Source organism: Candidatus Rubrimentiphilum sp. (assembly GCA_035710515.1).
In the GTDB taxonomy this organism is placed as follows: Bacteria; Vulcanimicrobiota; Vulcanimicrobiia; order Vulcanimicrobiales; family Vulcanimicrobiaceae; genus Rubrimentiphilum.
Genome location: DASTDE010000004.1, coordinates 261,635 through 279,008, shown reverse-complemented (window position 1 = coordinate 279,008; position 17,374 = coordinate 261,635). Strand labels below are relative to the sequence as shown.

Here is a 17,374-nt window from a genome sequence, read left to right as displayed (position 1 = left end):
TGTTAACTTTGTGATACAAAGTAACGGTGCACGTTGCAATTATCATGGACGGCAACCGGCGCTGGGCCAAGAGTCGTGGGTTGCCCGTGGCCGAGGGGTACCGGCGCGGCGTCGGCTCGTTGCGGGCGGCGGTGCGCGGCGCGATCGCCGCGGGCGTAGACGTTTTGACGGTCTTCGGATTCTCAACCGAAAACTGGCAGCGCGATCCCTCCGAAGTGAGCGTCTTGATGCAGCTCTGTGCGATCTTCGCGCGCACCGAGTTGGCTGAATTGCGGCGGCAGGACGTGTCGGTGGGCGTGGTCGGCGATCTCGCGCAGTTTGCTCCGCCGGCTCGCGGCGCCATACGCGAGCTCGTGCGCGAAACCGCGCACAACAGCGGTTTGCGATTGAACCTCGCGTTGAATTACAGCGGCCGCGCCGAGATACTGCGCGCCGTCCGGCAAATCGCAGCCAAGATCGAGACCGGCAATTTGCGCGCGAGCGAGGTTGATGAATCGGCGCTGCGCGGCAATCTGTACGCGCCGCAGCTGCCGGATCCCGATCTTCTTATACGCACCGGCGGAGATTTTCGCGTTTCAAACTTTTTGCTGTACCAACTTGCCTACACCGAACTGCTGATGCTGCCGGTCATGTGGCCCGACTTTACCGAAAATGACTTCGCGGATGCGATCAGCGTTTATGCCGAACGCTGCCGGCGCTTTGGTTCATGACGATGCCCGGCGCTCCCGGAAGAATCGTCCGGCCGTTTGCCTCGATCAACAGCTGATTTAGCGCTCCATACAATAAGCTCGCGTTGTAGATCTGAACCATCGGCGAGACCAGCGTGGGCGTGGGGCTGAGGTGTTCGAACGGCGAGATAATCGTGCCGTCCGTCGTGAACGGCGTCGCCGAAAAACCCGCTAAACTGCGAAAGAGCAGCTCGGCGCCAAGTGCGTTTGCCCAGCCGAACTCCGCGCGCGTAAAAACCCAATACGCGTTTGCGTCGAAACTTTCGTGAATCAGCCCGTCGCGACTGTCCGTTTCGGCCAGCGTCGTGATGCTGGCCGACGTTTCTCGCGACGACGTCGCCGTTAAAGCGCGCGCGATAATTCCAAGCGGCCAGACGTAGCCCGCCGGCGTGTGCTCGCTGCCCAGCCCGGAAGCGTAGGTTCCGCGATAGTACCACGGGTTGGCGGAGGAGAGCGCAAGACCGCGCGTGTTCAAATAGACCGGATCCGTCGCCGACGACCAGCCGAGATACGGCAGCGACGTGAGATTCGGAAGGTTCGCATCGTCGGCCAGCAGTTGATTGCCGAGTCCGTCGGTTTCATACGCATAGACCCAACCGCCCAGCTCGGGACGCCAGACACGTCCGTAGAGTTGGATGCCGCGCTCGATCTCGCCGGCCATCGAGCGCGCTTCGTTGGCCAGGTTGTGGTCGCCGTAGCCGTCGATGGCCAGCGCTGCGACGGCTTGCAGGGCGATTGCGACTATCGCTTCTTGCGGAATATTAAAATGATAGCGGACTTCGTCGTCGGACGGACGATACGCGGTCCAGACCATCCCCGTGTCGCGATTGAACGGCTCGTCTTGCAGGTGCAGGTGATAGCGGCTGCAAGTCGCGTGCAGCTGCTCGCAGCGCCACGTGTCGACGCTAGTGCGCAACGCGTGATGGAACGCTTGCGTGAAGAGCGCGCGCGTCGAGCTTTGGCGGCGGAAGATCCACGCCAGCAGCACCGGCCAAGCCGGCGAGTCGGCCTCCCACTTGCGCTCCCAAATATGGTAATCGGCTGTGAACGCATTGGCGTACGGATCGGTGGCGATGTTTCGCGCGTTGCGTTCGATAACGCCTAAGAATCGTACGGACAAGATCGGATACGCCGAAATGAAGCGGACGTAGGGAATTGTTTGCGCGGAAGAATCGCGCAGCCACATCGCCGGAATGTCGCCGGTTTGGACATACGTCGTGCCGTCGCGCTCGCTGAAGAAATCCGAAAAAAGCGTGTGGAAGAGCGAGGCGGGGGCGATGGTTCGGGAGCGGTTGCCCGTCAGCGGAACGATCAGGCTTTGCGCGCGCGCGGGCGTGCTCTGCAGGGCAAGGACAACCGCCAAGGCTGCCGCAATCCTTCTGATACTTTGAGTTCCGGCGATCACTCGACCCTTTTGCGGCAATTTCGCGCCCATTCCCCGCGCGCGCTGGCTCGCGCGATCAGCCGCGCCGAGTCGGGACGCGGCGCGGAGCTGATTCGCCATCTCTTTCCGCAGACCGGACGCGCAATGACGATCGGGCTCACCGGACCGCCCGGCGTCGGCAAGTCAACCCTCGGCAACGCATTGGTTCGCAAGGCACGCTCGCTCGGAAAAAGCGTCGGCGTCATTTCCGTCGATCCGAGCTCGCCGTTTTCGCACGGAGCGCTGTTAGGCGATCGCATTCGATTGACTGAACACTTCACCGACAGTTCGGTTTTCATCCGGTCGATGGCGAGCCGCGGACACTTGGGCGGACTTGCCGGCGCGACGGCCGATGCGGTGCTGCTGATGGACGCTTTCGGGATGGACGTGATCGTGATCGAGACCGTCGGCGTCGGCCAGTCGGAGATCGAGATCGCAGAGCTCGCGCAGACGACGATCGTTGCGCTCCAGCCGGGCAGTGGCGATAGCATTCAAGTACTTAAAGCGGGAATACTCGAAATCGCCGACATTTTCGTGGTGAACAAAAAGGATCACCCGATGGCGAATCAACTCAAGCACGAGATTCGTTCGATGATGGAGATGCTCGACTTCAGCGGGTGGGTTCCGGAGTTGATAATGACGCAGGCGACCAGCGGAGAGGGCGTCGACGAGCTCTGGGCCGGAATCGAGCGCCACGTTGCGTACCTGCGCAGCTCGGGCGAGCTCGCCGAGAAGCAGCGCGAGGCGTTCACGCACCAAGTGCGGCAGCTGGCCCTCGGACAGCTGCAGCGGAAGCTCGAACGGCAGCTGAGCAGCGATCTGGCGGCCGGAGTCGATCCTTATGCCGCTGCCGAAAGGGTACTGCATGCATTTGGCATGGCCTCGGAGGTTTCCGACGAGCCGGGTCGCGTTCCGCACGTGCGCGCCTCGGTGAAAGGTCTTTAAGCTATGACCGCATGGCTGTTGAGCGTCGTTATTGCAGCTGCCACGCCGTCGCCGCTGCCGCCCACCATTCTCCACGAGCGCGTGAGCCCGGTCTGTTCGACGCTGCACCAGCTGGTGATTCCGCTCGCCCAAATGAACATCAAGAACCGCGCGCTGACCGACCAGATCAAGAGCAATTACTTAGAGATTCAAAAGTACCGGAACACGAAATTAGGTGACGGAGTTTTCTTGCGGTTAGCGCAGAGCGACATGATTGCGACGAATATGCTGGCCAACATCGCCGACATGGAAACGCAACTCGTAAAATCGTACCGCGCGTATCCGCAGGGAAAAAACGCGAAAGTCGACGCCTTGCGCCAGCGGGTTCAGAACGTCGTCGACATCGAGCGCCTGATCGCCAACAACTACTCGGCCGCTTATGGAGCGGCGGTCGACAACGACGGCGTCACCGGCATTGAGAACAGTTTGAATAAAATGGTTGGCGCGCCGAATCTTAATCCGCAGGCCAGCCCAACACCATTCCCCACGGATTTGACGCCGCCGTCACTGCCGGAGATTCCGAACGACGCGCAGCCGAAGCCCGCGTCGGTCGCCGACAACGATCCGAAACTCGCGAGCTCCGCGCCTGCCAATCTGAGAATGCGCACCTTAAAATGGTCCGCGCTGTGGGAACTCAAAGATTTGCTTCACCACGAAGGGCCCGCGCTCGAAGCGCAAGCGCTGATCGCCGCGCATGATTGCGACGGAGTATGAGTACGCTTCCGATAGTGCTTGCCGTGGTCATCGCGGCCACGCCGACGCCCGCGCCGCTGCCGGTCTTTCAGCCGCCGCCGACCATCATTCACGAGAAGGTCAGCCCGGTATGCAGCACGCTGCACAACGTCGTCCTGCCGCTCGCGCGCATGCAAGCGCAATACCGAACGCTCACGGCACAGATTCAAGATGACGAACGGCAACTCGCAAAATATTCGAAAACGAAACTGCAGGACGGCGTCCAGCTCTACGCGTCGAAAATCGATCAGGCCAGCACCAATCTCATCGCCGCCATCAATCAAGTAGAGATCCTGCTGCAGCAATCGTACGCGGCCTATCCCGTCGGCAAAGTGCCGAAGGTGGACGCCATGCGGCAGCGCGTGCAGAACGTCATCGATCTCGAACGCGCGACGGCGGATCGCTACAACGAGATATACGGCACGATCGTGGACAACTACGGAACGGACGTCTTGCAAACCGTGAACAGCGCTTTTGGCTCCGGCAACGCCGGCGGCAGCAGTCAGAGTCAACTCGGGCCTCCATCCGGATACGACACGATGCCAACGGCCCCGACACCCGCGCCGGCGCCGCAGTTCTACACGCCGCTGCCGGCCGTGGCCGACTACGATCCGAAGCTCGTCAGCACGCCGCCCGCGCCGATCAGCGCGGCCGCGCTAAAATTCTACCGGTTGAGCCAATTGAATGCCGCGCTCCGCAACCAGGGAAGGCCCCTCATCCAGCAGGCGCTTATCGCCGCCCGGGATTGTGACGGCTCCTGAGGAAGCCCAAAACAGTGGCTAAAATGATCGACCGCTCGAACGGGTCGGGCGCGCAGACTCCGGATGACGAGTTCGCCCAACAGAAAGAACGCTGGCAGGCCGCTTCCGCCAAAGGCAGGGGCCGGTCCGGCCCTGGTTCGGGCGCAGTCGACCGGACGATCTCGGATCTTCCTTTAAAGGCCGTCTACGGTCCGGACGACGTCGATCTCGATCTCGCCCGCGATCTCAGCTGGCCGTCGGGATATCCGTACACGCGCGGCATCCATCCCAACATGTATCGCGATCGTCTTTGGACGATGCGCCAGTTTGCGGGATTCGGCAACGCCAAGCAGACCAACGAGCGCTATCACTTTTTGCTGTCGCACGGTCAGCACGGGCTTTCCGTTGCGTTCGACATGCCCACGCTCATGGGATTCGACTCCGACGCGCCGCAAGCGTTGGGCGAGGTGGGCAAGTGCGGCGTCGCGATCGATTCGCTCGCCGATATGGACGTGCTCTTCGACGGCATCGACATGGGCGACATCACGACCTCGATGACGATCAACGGGCCGGCGTGCATCGCGCTCGCGCTCTATATTGCAGCGGCCGAAAAGAAGGGCATCCCGCGCGCCAAACTCGGCGGCACCGTGCAGGCCGACATCCTCAAAGAATACATCGCGCAAAAGGAATGGATCTTTCCGCCCCGTCCGCATATGAGACTGATCGTAGACATGATCCGCTTCTGCCGCGACGAGATGCCGCGCTGGAACACGATCTCGATCAGCGGCTATCACATCCGCGAAGCGGGTTCCACGGCCGCGCAAGAACTCGCCTTCACGCTGGCCGACGGTTTCGCATATGTGGAAGCGTGCATGGCGGCGGGAATGGATGTCGATTCGTTTGCGCCGCGTCTCTCGTTTTTCTTCAATTCGCACATCGACTTCTTCGAAGAAATCTGTAAGTTTCGCGCGGCCCGCCGGATTTGGGCCCGCCACATGCGCGAGCGCTACGGCGCCAAGGATCCGCGCTCGCTGCAGCTGCGTTTCCATACGCAGACCGCCGGCTGCAGCGCGACCGCGCAGCAGCCCGAGAACAACATCGTGCGTGTGGCGTTCGAAGCGATGGCCGCGGTGCTGGGCGGAACGCAGTCGCTGCACACCAATTCGATGGACGAAGTGCTCGCGCTGCCGTCCGAGAAGGCCGCCGAGATCGCGCTGCGCACGCAACAAGTTCTGGCCTACGAAACCAACGTCGGCAACGTCGCCGATCCGCTGGGCGGCTCGTACTTCATCGAAGCGCTCACCTCCGAACTGGAGCGCCAGGCGGAAGACTACTTTAAGCGCATCGAAGAATACGGCGGCGTGGTGGAAGCGATCGAGGCCGGCTTCTTTCAACGGGAGATCGCCGACGCCAGTTACCGCTACCAGCGTTCGCTTGAAACCAAGGATCGTATCGTGGTGGGCGTCAACGCGTTCGAAAAACCTGAAGAGAAGTACGATTTCGAATTGCTCCGGATCGGCCAAGAGATGGAACGCGAACAAGCGCGCTCGGTCGCGCAAGTGCGCCAAGATCGCGATCAGGCCGCGGCTCAAGCCGCACTCGAGCGGCTCAAGCAAGCCTGCGCGGATCCATCCGACAACGTGATGCCGCACCTGATCGCCTGCGTGAACGCGTATCTGACCGAAGGCGAGATCGTGCAAGCGATGGCCGGCGTGTACGGCCGCTACACCGAGAAAGTCGCGTTCTAGCATGGCTACACTCACTGAAGAGCAAAAGCTTGTTGAAGCTGAAACGCTTAAACAGGTGATGGCGAAACTCGAAGAAGCTTTGCGCTTGAGTTTGGAGCTCGAACGCACCGGGGAGCCGGCCGAGCGTGGCTAGACCGCTGCGCATCGTGATCGCCAAAGCCGGACTCGACGGTCACGATCGCGGCGCGAAAGTGATCGCGCGCGCGCTACGCGACGCCGGCATGGAAGTGATCTACACCGGACTCTTTCAAGCGCCCGAGCAGATCGTACAGACCGCAATTCAGGAAGACGCCGACGGCATCGGCCTCTCGATCCTCAGCGGCGCCCACATGACGCTGTTCCCGCTGATCGTCGAGCAGCTCAAGGCGCAAGGCGCGCAAGACATCGTCTTTTTCGGCGGCGGCACGATTCCGCCCGAAGACGCCGCGGAGCTGAAGCGGCTTGGCGTCAGAGAGATATTCACGCCCGGCGCCCCGCTCGCCGACATCATTTCGTTCGTCGAGCGCGAGTGCGGCAGCCGCCGCGAACTCGTCGGGTGACCTCTGACCGTTAGAACGCGTATCGCGCCATCGCCCACCGGCGATCCGCACGTGGGGACTGCGTACGTCGCGCTGATCAACTATTGCTTCGCAAAAAAGAACGGCGGCAAGTTCGTCTTGCGCGTCGAGGATACGGATCGCGCGCGCAGCACGCGCGAATCGGAGCGCGCGATTCTCGATTCGTTGCACTGGCTGGGGTTGAGCTGGGACGAGGGTCCCGACGTCGGCGGCCCGCACGGGCCATACCGGCAGAGCGAACGCTCGGAGATCTATCGCGAATACGTGCAGAAGCTGCTCGACGCCGGCAATGCGTTCAAGTGTTTCTGCACGCCGCAGCGGCTGGAAGATATGCGCGCCGCGCAGCGCGCCTCGAAGCTGCCTTCACGTTACGATGGCCTCTGCACGAGTCTCAACAAGGACGATGTTGCGAAGAAAGAAGCGCAAGGAATTCCATACGTCGTGCGTCTGAGCGTGCCGGCCGAAGGCGTCTGCGTCGTGAACGACCTCAAGCGCGGCGCGATCGAGATCGATTGGTCCAGCGTCGACATGCAAGTGCTCATGAAGTCCGACGGCATGCCGACCTACCATCTCGCCAACGTCGTCGACGACCATTTGATGGAGATTACGCACGTGTTTCGCGGCGAAGAGTGGCTGTCGTCCGCGCCCAAGCACTTGCTGCTGTACAAGTATTTCGGATGGGAGCCGCCGCAACTTTTGCACCTGCCGCTCTTACGCAATCCCGACAAGAGCAAACTGAGCAAACGCAAGAATCCGACGAGCATCTTATTCTACAAAGCGATGGGCTATCTGCCCGACGCACTGCTGAACTTCTTGGGACTGCTCTGCGTCTTGCCGCCGCCTGGCGACGAGATAATGGATCTGGCGATGATGACGGATCGCTTTGCGGTCGAACATATTTCGTTGGGCGGTCCCGTCTTCGATGTGCCGAAGCTCGATTGGTTGAACGGGCGGTACATTCGCGAGCGCTGCGATCTCGACGCATTCCTAGCAAAAACCACGGAATGGGGGTTTGATGCCGCCAGGCTTCGGCGCATTGCGGCCTTGGCACAGCCGCGCATCGAACGACTGAGCGATCTCGGGCCGCTGTTGGCGTTTTTCTTCTCGGGCCGGCTCGACGTCGCCGCGGAACAACTCAGAACGGGCAAATTGGACGACACGACGCTGCGCAAAGCGCTGCAGCTGGCAACGTGGGGGTTCGACGCGCTGCGCAGCTGGGAGACCGGCGAAATCGAAGCCGTTCTCAAAGGCGTCGCGGCTACCGTTGACGTGAAGCTCCGCGACGCCACGCGGCCATTCTATGTTGCGATTACGGGAAGCACCACGTCCGTGCCGTTGTATGATGCAGTCGAGCTGTTGGGCCGCGATATCGTGCGCGAACGGTTACGGCACGCGCTCGAAGTGCTGGGCGGCGTCTCCGCGGCCGAACTCAAAGAGTGGAAGAGACTCGAGCCGCCCGGCGCCGAAGACGAGCCGACCGCATGAGCATTCGAGCAATCGTGCTGGCCGCGGGCAAGGGCACGCGCATGAAGAGCTCCACCGCAAAAGTGCTGCACGAACTGTGCGGCCGTCCGATGCTTTGGTACGTCATACGTGCGCTTCGCAAGGCCGGCGTTGAGGATATCCTCGTCGTTACGAATCCCGAGTTGCAACTTCGCATCGGTGAATTCGGCGTTGCCGGCGTGCTGCAAGAAGAGCAGCTCGGAACCGGTCATGCGGTGCGCATCGCGCTGGATGCTCTGCGCGCGGACGGGTCGGGACGCATGCTGGTCGCGTATGCCGACATGCCGCTGGTGCCGGAGGATTTGTTTGCCGGCGTGCTGGGCGCGCTGGACGGCTCGAACGCGTTGGCGCTGGTCACGGCGCGGGTGTCTTTACCGTCGAACTTCGGCCGCATCGTGCGCAAGAACGGCGGCGTAGAGCGCATCGTCGAGGCACGCGATGCGAACGTGGACGAGCTCGCGATCGACGAAGTGAATGCCGGGATCTATGCCTTCGAGGAGCCTGCCCTGCGAGAGTCCGTGGCGCGTTTGCGCAACGACAACGCGCAAAAGGAATATTACCTGACGGACACCGTTGCGGATTTCGTGCGCGCCGGGAAGCGCGTTACGCCGGTCGTGGCGGCGGATCCGCTGCACGTGCTTGGGATTAACGACCGCGCCGAACTCGCGCAGGCGCGCAGAGAGATGAACGAACGGATTTGCACGCAGCACATGCGCGACGGGGTCACCATCATCGACCCGGGCAGCACGTACTTGGAGCCGGAGCTGCTGATCGGCCCCGATACAGTTATCTATCCGAACACCACCGTCAGCCGCCTGAGCGAGATCGGCGAGCGCTGCGTGATCGGCCCCAACTCACGCCTGTCGAACGTGCGGCTTGGCGATGAAGTCACGGTGCGCGAGAGCACGATGTTTGATTCCAGTGCCGGAGACCGCGCGAGCATTGGCCCGTTCGCACACATCCGCAACGAAGCGCAACTCGGTGAAGACGTGCGCATCGGGAACTTCGTCGAGGTCAAGGGTTCGCGGCTGGCGCGCGGCGTCAAAGCCAGTCACCTCACCTACATCGGCGATTCGGAGATCGGCGAAAACACCAATATCGGCGCCGGCACGATCACGTGTAACTACGACGGCAAGCGCAAGAACAAGACGGTTATCGGGCGCGACGTGATGATCGGTTCGAACACCTCGCTGATCGCGCCGGTCACGATCGGCGACGGAGCGCTGACCGGCGCAGGTTCGGTCGTTACAAAGGACGTCGCTCCGGGCGATCGCGTTGCCGGCAATCCGGCCAAACCGCTTACCAAAAAATAGCAGGAGGTTCACATGTCGATGAGAGCGCTTGCGGTATTTGTTACATCGTTTCTTTTCATCGCGCTGCCGGCGGGGGCAAGTGCGGCCACGGTGACCGTTACGGTCAAGCTTCCCAGCGGCGCGCCCGCCAAGCACGCATTCGTTAGGATGTATACAATGGGAGCGAGCTATTCCATCGTCAGTTTGGAGACGCACACGACCGATGCATCCGGCCGCGCGGTTTTCAAAGTGCGTCCGGGCGCGTGTTTGAAAGCCGAGTACGGCAACGACGGGAGCGGCCGCCCGACGAACATCGGCAGCGCTTGCCCCAAGCCTTTTGGAAAGACGTTGACCATTACGTTAGGATCCTAAAACTAAGAGGGACGCCGTTCTCCAGACGGCGTCCCTCTTTTGCAGCCCCCTATGGGGATCGTTACTGGCCGATTTGGCTATTCATCACGGCGATGTCGAAGCTGCCGAGACCCGTCGTGTAGTCATAGCCCGGCGCGGCTGCGTAGAGTCCGTTCGAGCCGCTTAGCACGTCGTGGAATCCGCCGTAGGGCGCCGTCGGCGGCGGACCTGTGAGCGTAGCTCCTGCGGTGTGCGTTTGGAAGTTCCGGTACAGTGCGACCGCGGCGAAGCCGAGCCGGTTACCGTGCGCGGATTGCAACCGCGCCCAGACTCCGGCCGCAAGCGGCGACGCCAGACTCGTGCCGCCCGTTACGCACGGCGTGCACGCACCGTTGGCGGCTTGCCCGCCCCACGTTTCGGCACCGGTTTCAAGTGACGCATCCATCGCGACGTCCGGCAATCCGCGGAACAGGAGTGTTCCCGCACTGTTGACGGTCTGCGTCTGCTGCTCCCAGTATGGCGGGTATTCGAATTGGCTTAGGCCTCCGCCGCCGGCTTCCCACGAATTCTCTCCCTGGTAGCTGCCGTCGGCTTTGCTGAACAGATCCGTTCCGCCGACTGCGACGACGTAGGGCGACGATGCGGGATACTCGGTGAAGGGTGCGCCGCCGGGCGCGCCGTTCGTGTCGACGAAGTTGTTGCAGTATCCGCCGTTGTCACCGGTGGAAACGAACATCGTCATTCCCTCGGCTGCGCCTTGCGCGAGAACCTCATCGTCGAGGATCATCGATCCGTCGAGGTACGGGAAGAACTCGCAGCCGCCAAAGGATGAGTTGCCGATCTTCGTCTTATGCTGCGTGACCCACGCGTTGTACTCGTTGGCGACGTCGGAGTTCGTGAGCGAGGTCGTGTCGTAGATGTAGAGCGCTTTTACGTTCTGCGCGATCCCGCTGGAATAGACCGTGTCGAGCGTCCACTCACCGTCACCCGCGGTGTCCGGGCTGGCAAGCCCGACTTGTACCACGTTCACCGGGACTTGCGGCAATCCGAACTTCTGCTCGTTCAAGCGAAGGTCCGAGATCGACTGATTCACGTCACCCTCGGCCATAATTGCGATAGGTGTATTGTTTGCCGCCGGTACGCCGGCAGCGTCGTAGACTTTCTGGAACGTCGCCGGATCGTAAAAGCGCAGGCACTGTTGCGAAGGCGAGGAGACGCCGAAGACTTGGCACGACGTCACCTGCGGCGTCGGTTTGAACGCCTGCATGTCGTTGAGTCCGAGAACCGCTACGACGATTCCCGAAAGCGATTGCGGCACGAATGCCGGCGCCACGTTGGCAATAAACGAAGTTCCGCCGCCGGAGAAGGAGTGGATCGAAGTATTGAATGCGGTCTGCGCCTGCCCGATCGAACCGGTGGCGCTGACGATCAGATTGTTCGGCGCAACGGAAATATTGCTGAAGCCTTGGCTTTGGAGATAGGCCGTCACCGCGGAAACGTCGCTTGAGGTCGGCGCGTACGTCGCCATAAAGGCTCCGTCGTCGAGTTCTTGGCCGCTCGCGATGACTTGTTGCAGCTGCTGCATGTTGTGCAGTTGAAGTCCCACGCGCACCGTGATCGCTTGCGTCGCGCTTGCCACGCCGAGGTCGCTCGCGTTCGCGATGGGCAGAGCTTGTGTGTTCGTATTCGACCAGCCGGACGGGGCCGCGGCCAGCGACGCGGTCTTAGTCGAACCGGTTCCGGACTGCGACATGTTGCCGAGCGGCGGCATCGTAGAGTTGCCGTGTCCCCCGCACGCCGTCAATAACGCGGCGGCGACAGCGAGGGCTGCAAATTTCTTCATGGGGTCTCCTCCTTGCCGTTAAGCGTACAGATTGCAAGGAGGCGCCAATATACCGAAAACCGGGTAGAGCCGGGCGCAGACCGGGCCGCTATGCTCGGAGCATGATGATATCAGTACCGGGCGAGTGGGACTCGTATAGACTGGACGAACTGCACCGCAGGCTCGAACCTGCCTATACGTCGGATCGCATCGTCATCAACCTTTCGGGCGCTCGGCACGTTACGGACACGCTGCTGGCGGCTCTCCTCGAGCTGCGCCATTACCGCGAAGACCACAAAGTCGAACCCGCCGTCATTCTGGTGAACTCGGCGTTCGTTCGAAAACTGTTGTCGCTAGCGGGCTTCGATCAGCTGTTCAGAGTCTACGATTCGGTGGAGCTACTGACGCCTGCGGCTTGAATGCTCGATGGGATTGTCCGCGACCGCGAGTATGTTTAGCGGTCGCAGCCAACCCCATCTTCGCAAAGCGCATCTGCGCTGCAAAGAATTTGCGCTGCAACGGATCTGCGCTCTGAACAACTGATCTGCGCTGGGGACAGGTGTTAGAAACCGGTGGTGCCGTTCGGTGAGCCCAGGCCAGTCGGCAGATCGTAGCCTGCCGGCGGAATGTCGTGAAACGCCGATCGGTGCGCGTATGAATACGCGGGCCCGGCGGGATTGCCCGACAGCGCGTACGCCGCCGCGATGAGCGGTGCGCCGATGCTCGTGCCTCCGGCTACCAGCCAGCCGCCCGCGAGCGAATCATACATCGAGACGCCGGTCTGCGGATCGGCGACCGCGGCGACGTCAACTGTCGCGCGCGTTTTGCAAGCGGTTTTCGGTTGCCACGACGGGCGCGCGACGTATGCGCTGCAGCCCTGTCCGCCGTACGTCCACGCCGATTCGCTCCACGATCCGGCGCTTCCCGAAAGCGTCGTGCCGCCGACTGACGTGACGTACTGCGAAGCCGCCGGATAAAACGGCGCAGCTTGGTCGCCGGCGCTTACCGTAATCGCTGAACCCGGGTGATTGTAGTGAACGTCCTCTTGCGTTTCGCCGGACCACTCGTACGCGTAATAGCTGTTGCTAATCGCTTTCGCGCCAAGTCTCGCAGCGCTGTCTACGCCGGCGCCGAGATCGTCGATCAGCGCTGAGTTGGCTTCCACGAGAACGATCGAGCAGTTCGGACAGACGGCGGAAACGGTGTCGAGATCCAGTGAGATCTCTTCGCCCCACGCCACGTCGGCAGCCGGATACGATCCGCTTTGTCCCTGCTGGTTGACCTTACGGAAGCAGCCGTTGTCGGTGGTGCACGGCGGCAAGCCGTACGCCGCGCGAAAGATCGCGAGATCGGCTTCGGCCGCGGGATCGTCGTAAGCATCGACGATGGCGACGGTACCGCCCGCGCTTTGAACCGGCAAGCCGTAAGCGTTCTGCAGATCGCCGGGATGCAGGCCGGGCAACAAGTTCGACGGAGTCGTGACGTCGGAGACCGGCGGAATGTTGATGTTGATCGCAATCGTGCAGGCGCCTTGCCCTTGAACCGTTACAGGGGAGCACGCGAGCAATGCACCCGGCAGTCCGGTCGCCCCGTTGCCGCCTGGCAGCCCCGTCGCGCCGTTGCCGCCCGGCAATCCGGTCGCCCCGTTACCGCCCGGCAGTCCGGTCGCGCCGTTCCCCGCGGGGGCCATGGTGACGTCCGCGCTGTGGATTGGCGACGTGGAGCTAGGCGGAATGAGGCTGTGCGAGCTTCCGCAAGCCGCCAAGAGTGCTGCCAATCCGATAAAATAAAGCGAACGAGTAGGCAAGCTAAGGCTCCGTCCCGGCGCTGGTTTCTACCCAGCCGCGGCTGGTTGCTAACGCGACGGCCTCCCGCCGCCCGCTACACCCCAGTTTTCGGCAGATCGAGCGGATGTGCGTATCGACCGTCTGCGGGCTTCTGCCGGTCTTCGCCGCCACGTCCTTACTGCTGGCTCCCTGCGCCAGCAGTGCAAGTATCTGACGCTCGGATGCGGTGAGCGACGTGTATCGCTCGCTGGATTCGCGTCCGAGTGGCAAGGCGGCCAGCATGCGCGCGATCCCGCCGAAACCGGCGGCGCCCAAGCGTTCCAACGCCGATTGCCATTCGGTGCTTTCGGCTTGGCCGAGCTGCACGCGTTCGGCCACGTGAACTGCGTGCGCGAACGCGCGCAGCTGATGCATGTGCGCGGCGCAGGCTCGCTCGGCCGCAACGGAGTGCCGGTGCGCCGCGCCGGAGCGACCGCGCAGCAGTTCGGCCAGCGCTAAAAAAAGCCGCGCGCGAATTACCTGAACGCTGGTAGCGGCCTTCTCGTCGAGCGCTTCGGAAGCGGCGAACATCGCGGCGTTGCCGTCATCCTCCATTCCGGCCGCAAACGCATAGAGCGCAACTTGCGCGGCCGCAAGTGCGCGCCGCTCCTCGTCGCGCTGCTCGCGTGGCGAATCCTTCAGCAGCGCGAACGCCGCGGCAAAATCTCCGGACCACGTGCTTCGCAGCGCGCGCGCCGGCATGAGCATCTCGGTGCTGGCCAGCGGAAGCGCGGCGTGAGTTTGCTCGAGCTCGCCTTCGATCTGCGCGAGCGCGTCTTCCTCACCGCGCTCAACGTGGAGATCGTAAGATGCGATCAATCCGTACAGACGGGTCTGTTCGCTGCCGCCCTTGCGTGCAAATTCGATCAGCCGGTCCAAGATCGCCAGCAGCCCGGCTGAGTCGGGCGTTTCGTTATATGAAATCGCAAAGAGGACGCTGCACGCGCGGGCAGCGACGTCGTACAGATTCTTGGCGACCGCAATCTCGATCGAAAGCTCGGCGTATTTGCGCGCGCGCGCCGTGTCGCTGAATTGATAGATGTAAGCCGCCTGCTGATTGAGCCGCGCGCGCGTCTCGTCCGCCGTTTCGGAGTTCAGCAGCTTCAGGGCGCGCTCGATCGTGCGCGCCGCGTTGTCGATGGCTCCCGTTCCCGCATAGGCAGTTGCCAGCGTGCCCAAGATAGGCAGCTGCAACGCCGCCGGAAGGTTCGCATCGCGCGCGTACGGTTCCAACAGCGCGACGCAGTCGCGGCCGTTGCGGACCAACTCCACCGCATAGCGATGCACCAAGTTCAGCCGGAGCGTGACGTCGTTAGAACGCTCGATCGCCGCGATGAAGTCCGGTTCGGCGGCTTCGAAATGACCGCGCGCGGCTTCGAGCATGGCGCGGACTCCCAAGAGCATGGCCTGCCCGCGCAATTCATCGTCGGTCAACGCGCCGAGCGCGGCCCGCAGCGTTTCGCCTTCGCCCCGTTCGAAGAGTCCGATCCCGGCACGCTCTACGATGCGTCCGATCGCGCCGGCGTCGCGGGCGCGCGCGTAGAGCCGGAGCGCCGCGGCGTCGTCGCCTTGCGCTTCCATGATCGCGGCGCCGCGGCGAATCGCCGCGTGCCATTCATGGTGCCCGCGGCGCAGCAGTTCGCTTTCAAGAAATTCGCGGAAGAGATCGTGGTAGCGGTAGTCGCCTTGCGACGTCTGCACGAGGAACGTCACGTCGCGGCGCAGGTCGGCGAGAAACTCGGGCGTCGCGCCGAGCTTGTCGACGATCGCGGCGTCGAAGGACGAGAACACGCTGCTGGCCAGCAAGAAGGCGCGCTGCAGCGGGGACAGACTTCCAAAGACTTGCTCGGCGAGATAGCGATAGACCAGATCGCGCGTGCCGCTCGTTGCCGAGGGCAGGTCGCCGGCCCGAGTGCGCGTGCGTAGCGCAATGCTCAACGCGACGGGCCAGCCGTCGGTAAACTTGCGAAGGGCTTCGACTTCTTGCGGTTCGATCGGCGCTGCCGAATCGCCGGCTGCCGCTAACGCCTCGTCGGGCGTGAAACGCAAGTCGTCTTCGCCGACCGCAAAGTCCATGCGTCCATACGCAATCCAGCTCGCCATCGGCAAACCGACGTCCGTGCGCGCGGCGATGATCCACGAGATCGGGCCGCTGGTGCGTTCGACGACGTCGGCGAGGAACGCGACCGATGCGAGGTCGGCCGCCGCGTAATGCAGATCGTCGATGACGATCGTTCCGGAAACCGCCTTCAGATGTACGACAAACCAGTCCGAGAGTTCGCGCACGGGTTGAGAGGTTGCCATAATGCGTTCGGCCAGGGCCGGAAAGGTCGCGCTCGCGCTCGGCGCAACCGGCGCAATCGACTCGCTTAAACGGCGCACGAACTCGAGCAACGTCGCGTCCTCGCGACGCAGGTCGAGACGAAGCACGTCGAGTTGCGCACTCGCGATAAAATCGCGCAGCGCCACGCTTTTGCCAAAGCCGGCGGGAGCAACGATGAGCGTCACAGGAAAACGAGCGGCTTGCGTCAGGCGCTCGTTCACGCGAGCGCGCATCAGCCGTGTCGTAGGCACAGCGGCGTCGTTCGACACGGGCACCTGTTCACCATATGCAATTGCCCTGGGTGCGGGTGCACGCGCGTTGCTGCGAGGCTGCCCGGTCGGAGCGGGCGCTGCTCGAAGCAGCCGGTGTGATTACGGCGGCGTCCCTCGAATCGGCGCAAACGCTGCTGAGTGTGCTGGCCGCGGCGTTGTCATCGCTCGAACCGGCGGTCGATGCGATGCTGGTGTTCCGGCCTGATGCCGAAGAATTGCGCTGCGTTTTTTCAGCCGGCGGGCGCGCTGAATACTACGGGGGCCTGCGTTTGCGGATCGACGGCGATACGCTGCCGGCGCAGGCTGCCCGGCGCGGACATCGTGTTGCGCTGGTCCCCGGCGCCGATGCGGTCATTCCGACGGACCGCGCCGGACTTGCCGTTCCGATGTATGCGGGCCGCTCGCTGCTGGCGATCGTCTATGCGTCGGCAAGGCGCGCGGTTGCGGACGCCGATCTGCTGGCAAGAACGATCGCCCATGCCGCGGTGCCGTACGCGCTGGCAATTGAGCGCGAAGCCGATCGCGCGAGTGCAACATACGACGGCTTGACGGGCCTTCATACCGCGCGCGCTTTCCGGAGTGTCCTGCAAGAGGATCTTCGCGGCGCAGCGTGTGCATCGCACACCAGCTTGGCGCTTTGGTTCGTCGACACCGATGGCTTCAAGGGGATAAACGATACGTACGGGCATGCGGCAGGCGACGCGATCCTGCAGCGGCTGGCGGAGCTGCTGCGCGATCACTTAATTCCCGGCGTTGACGTCGGCGCGCGCAACGGCGGCGACGAGTTTTGCGCGATCCTTCGCAACGCGCATAAGACCGACGCGATCGCGCGCGCGCAGCAGTTCTGCGACGCCGTGCGCGGCTGTGATTTCGGCGTCGCTCTGCCGATCACGGCGAGCATCGGCGTGGCCGCCTATCCATACGACGCGGTCTCCGCGAACGAACTGCTCGAGATTGCGGATGCGGCGATGTATCACAGCAAACGCTCAGGAAGGGACCGCGTCGCGTTTCCGGACGGACGCGGCAGCTTCGCCGTGCACCGCTAAAAGCAAACGGACTACGGGGCGCGAACC

16 protein-coding genes are annotated in these 17,374 nt (G+C 62.8%); 12 read left to right on the top strand and 4 right to left on the bottom strand.

The window, feature by feature from the left end; all coding sequences use genetic code 11:
* Positions 1 to 26 precede the first annotated feature (26 nt).
* Positions 27 to 710, top strand: coding sequence for a polyprenyl diphosphate synthase (gene uppS / locus VFO29_10425; GenBank protein ID HET9393915.1), 684 nt, complete (start codon positions 27 to 29; stop codon positions 708 to 710).
* Here uppS and VFO29_10420 read toward each other — a convergent pair.
* On the bottom strand, positions 670 to 2,091 hold the full coding sequence (locus tag VFO29_10420; protein HET9393914.1) for a glycoside hydrolase family 125 protein: 1,422 nt from the start codon (positions 2,089 to 2,091) through the stop codon (positions 670 to 672). The genes uppS and VFO29_10420 overlap by 41 nt on opposite strands.
* Positions 2,092 to 2,142: 51 nt before the next feature.
* Here VFO29_10420 and meaB point away from each other — a divergent pair, with 51 nt between their 5' ends.
* Genes meaB through VFO29_10375 form a run of 9 tightly spaced genes read left to right on the top strand, consistent with a single transcriptional unit; the run spans position 2,143 to position 10,079 of the window.
* Positions 2,143 to 3,096 (top strand): methylmalonyl Co-A mutase-associated GTPase MeaB, encoded by a 954-nt coding sequence (gene meaB / locus VFO29_10415; protein ID HET9393913.1) that lies wholly within the window; start codon positions 2,143 to 2,145, stop codon positions 3,094 to 3,096.
* 3 nt (positions 3,097 to 3,099) lie between these two features.
* On the top strand, positions 3,100 to 3,849 hold the full coding sequence (locus VFO29_10410; GenBank protein HET9393912.1) for a hypothetical protein: 750 nt from the start codon (positions 3,100 to 3,102) through the stop codon (positions 3,847 to 3,849).
* Positions 3,846 to 4,628: a hypothetical protein gene (locus VFO29_10405; protein HET9393911.1), complete on the top strand. Its 783-nt coding sequence runs from the start codon at positions 3,846 to 3,848 to the stop codon at positions 4,626 to 4,628. The genes VFO29_10410 and VFO29_10405 overlap by 4 nt, the downstream gene beginning before the upstream one ends.
* 23 nt (positions 4,629 to 4,651) lie before the next feature.
* Positions 4,652 to 6,355, top strand: a complete 1,704-nt coding sequence (locus tag VFO29_10400; protein HET9393910.1) for a methylmalonyl-CoA mutase family protein — start codon at positions 4,652 to 4,654, stop codon at positions 6,353 to 6,355.
* 1 nt (position 6,356) lies between these two features.
* Positions 6,357 to 6,488 carry a hypothetical protein gene (locus tag VFO29_10395; protein ID HET9393909.1) on the top strand — a complete coding sequence of 44 codons (132 nt, stop codon included), beginning with the start codon at positions 6,357 to 6,359 and terminating at the stop codon, positions 6,486 to 6,488.
* Positions 6,481 to 6,894: a cobalamin B12-binding domain-containing protein gene (locus VFO29_10390; protein HET9393908.1), complete on the top strand. Its 414-nt coding sequence runs from the start codon at positions 6,481 to 6,483 to the stop codon at positions 6,892 to 6,894. Before VFO29_10395 ends, VFO29_10390 begins: the two co-directional genes overlap by 8 nt.
* Positions 6,895 to 6,897: 3 nt before the next feature.
* The gene (gltX, locus tag VFO29_10385; GenBank protein HET9393907.1) at positions 6,898 to 8,397 is read left to right on the top strand and encodes a glutamate--tRNA ligase; all 1,500 of its coding nucleotides are present in this window, start codon (positions 6,898 to 6,900) and stop codon (positions 8,395 to 8,397) included.
* A complete protein-coding gene (gene glmU, locus VFO29_10380; protein HET9393906.1) occupies positions 8,394 to 9,728 on the top strand; it encodes a bifunctional UDP-N-acetylglucosamine diphosphorylase/glucosamine-1-phosphate N-acetyltransferase GlmU in 1,335 nt (444 codons plus the stop codon). The genes gltX and glmU overlap by 4 nt, the downstream gene beginning before the upstream one ends.
* Before the next feature lie 12 nt (positions 9,729 to 9,740).
* Positions 9,741 to 10,079 (top strand): hypothetical protein, encoded by a 339-nt coding sequence (locus VFO29_10375; protein HET9393905.1) that lies wholly within the window; start codon positions 9,741 to 9,743, stop codon positions 10,077 to 10,079.
* A 61-nt stretch (positions 10,080 to 10,140) separates the two neighbouring features.
* On the opposite strand, the gene VFO29_10370 is transcribed toward VFO29_10375, so the two are convergent.
* The gene (locus VFO29_10370) at positions 10,141 to 11,901 is read right to left on the bottom strand and encodes a S53 family peptidase (GenBank protein ID HET9393904.1); all 1,761 of its coding nucleotides are present in this window, start codon (positions 11,899 to 11,901) and stop codon (positions 10,141 to 10,143) included.
* A gap of 101 nt (positions 11,902 to 12,002) precedes the next feature.
* Here VFO29_10370 and VFO29_10365 point away from each other — a divergent pair, with 101 nt between their 5' ends.
* Positions 12,003 to 12,299: an STAS domain-containing protein gene (locus tag VFO29_10365; protein HET9393903.1), complete on the top strand. Its 297-nt coding sequence runs from the start codon at positions 12,003 to 12,005 to the stop codon at positions 12,297 to 12,299.
* A gap of 143 nt (positions 12,300 to 12,442) precedes the next feature.
* On the opposite strand, the gene VFO29_10360 is transcribed toward VFO29_10365, so the two are convergent.
* Together VFO29_10360 and VFO29_10355 are read right to left on the bottom strand one after the other, a co-directional pair.
* The gene (locus VFO29_10360) at positions 12,443 to 13,570 is read right to left on the bottom strand and encodes a hypothetical protein (GenBank protein ID HET9393902.1); all 1,128 of its coding nucleotides are present in this window, start codon (positions 13,568 to 13,570) and stop codon (positions 12,443 to 12,445) included.
* A gap of 118 nt (positions 13,571 to 13,688) precedes the next feature.
* Positions 13,689 to 16,280 carry a LuxR C-terminal-related transcriptional regulator gene (locus tag VFO29_10355; protein ID HET9393901.1) on the bottom strand — a complete coding sequence of 864 codons (2,592 nt, stop codon included), beginning with the start codon at positions 16,278 to 16,280 and terminating at the stop codon, positions 13,689 to 13,691.
* Between the two features lie 116 nt (positions 16,281 to 16,396).
* Between VFO29_10355 and VFO29_10350 the strand changes: the two genes are divergently transcribed.
* Positions 16,397 to 17,347: a GGDEF domain-containing protein gene (locus tag VFO29_10350; protein ID HET9393900.1), complete on the top strand. Its 951-nt coding sequence runs from the start codon at positions 16,397 to 16,399 to the stop codon at positions 17,345 to 17,347.
* Positions 17,348 to 17,374: the final 27 nt, after the last annotated feature.

Excerpts from the sequence above, each read along its gene's own strand:
- VFO29_10410 (HET9393912.1), top strand. The coding sequence starts at position 3,100 with ATGACCGCATGGCTGTTGAGCGTCGTTATTGCAGCTGCCACGCCGTCG.
- VFO29_10405 (HET9393911.1), top strand. The coding sequence starts at position 3,846 with ATGAGTACGCTTCCGATAGTGCTTGCCGTGGTCATCGCGGCCACGCCG.
- VFO29_10400 (HET9393910.1), top strand. The coding sequence starts at position 4,652 with ATGATCGACCGCTCGAACGGGTCGGGCGCGCAGACTCCGGATGACGAG.
- VFO29_10395 (HET9393909.1), top strand. The coding sequence starts at position 6,357 with ATGGCTACACTCACTGAAGAGCAAAAGCTTGTTGAAGCTGAAACGCTT.
- glmU (HET9393906.1), top strand. The coding sequence starts at position 8,394 with ATGAGCATTCGAGCAATCGTGCTGGCCGCGGGCAAGGGCACGCGCATG.
- VFO29_10375 (HET9393905.1), top strand. The coding sequence starts at position 9,741 with ATGTCGATGAGAGCGCTTGCGGTATTTGTTACATCGTTTCTTTTCATC.
- VFO29_10370 (HET9393904.1), bottom strand. The coding sequence starts at position 11,901 with ATGAAGAAATTTGCAGCCCTCGCTGTCGCCGCCGCGTTATTGACGGCG.
- VFO29_10365 (HET9393903.1), top strand. The coding sequence starts at position 12,003 with ATGATGATATCAGTACCGGGCGAGTGGGACTCGTATAGACTGGACGAA.
- VFO29_10360 (HET9393902.1), bottom strand. The coding sequence starts at position 13,570 with ATGGCCCCCGCGGGGAACGGCGCGACCGGACTGCCGGGCGGTAACGGG.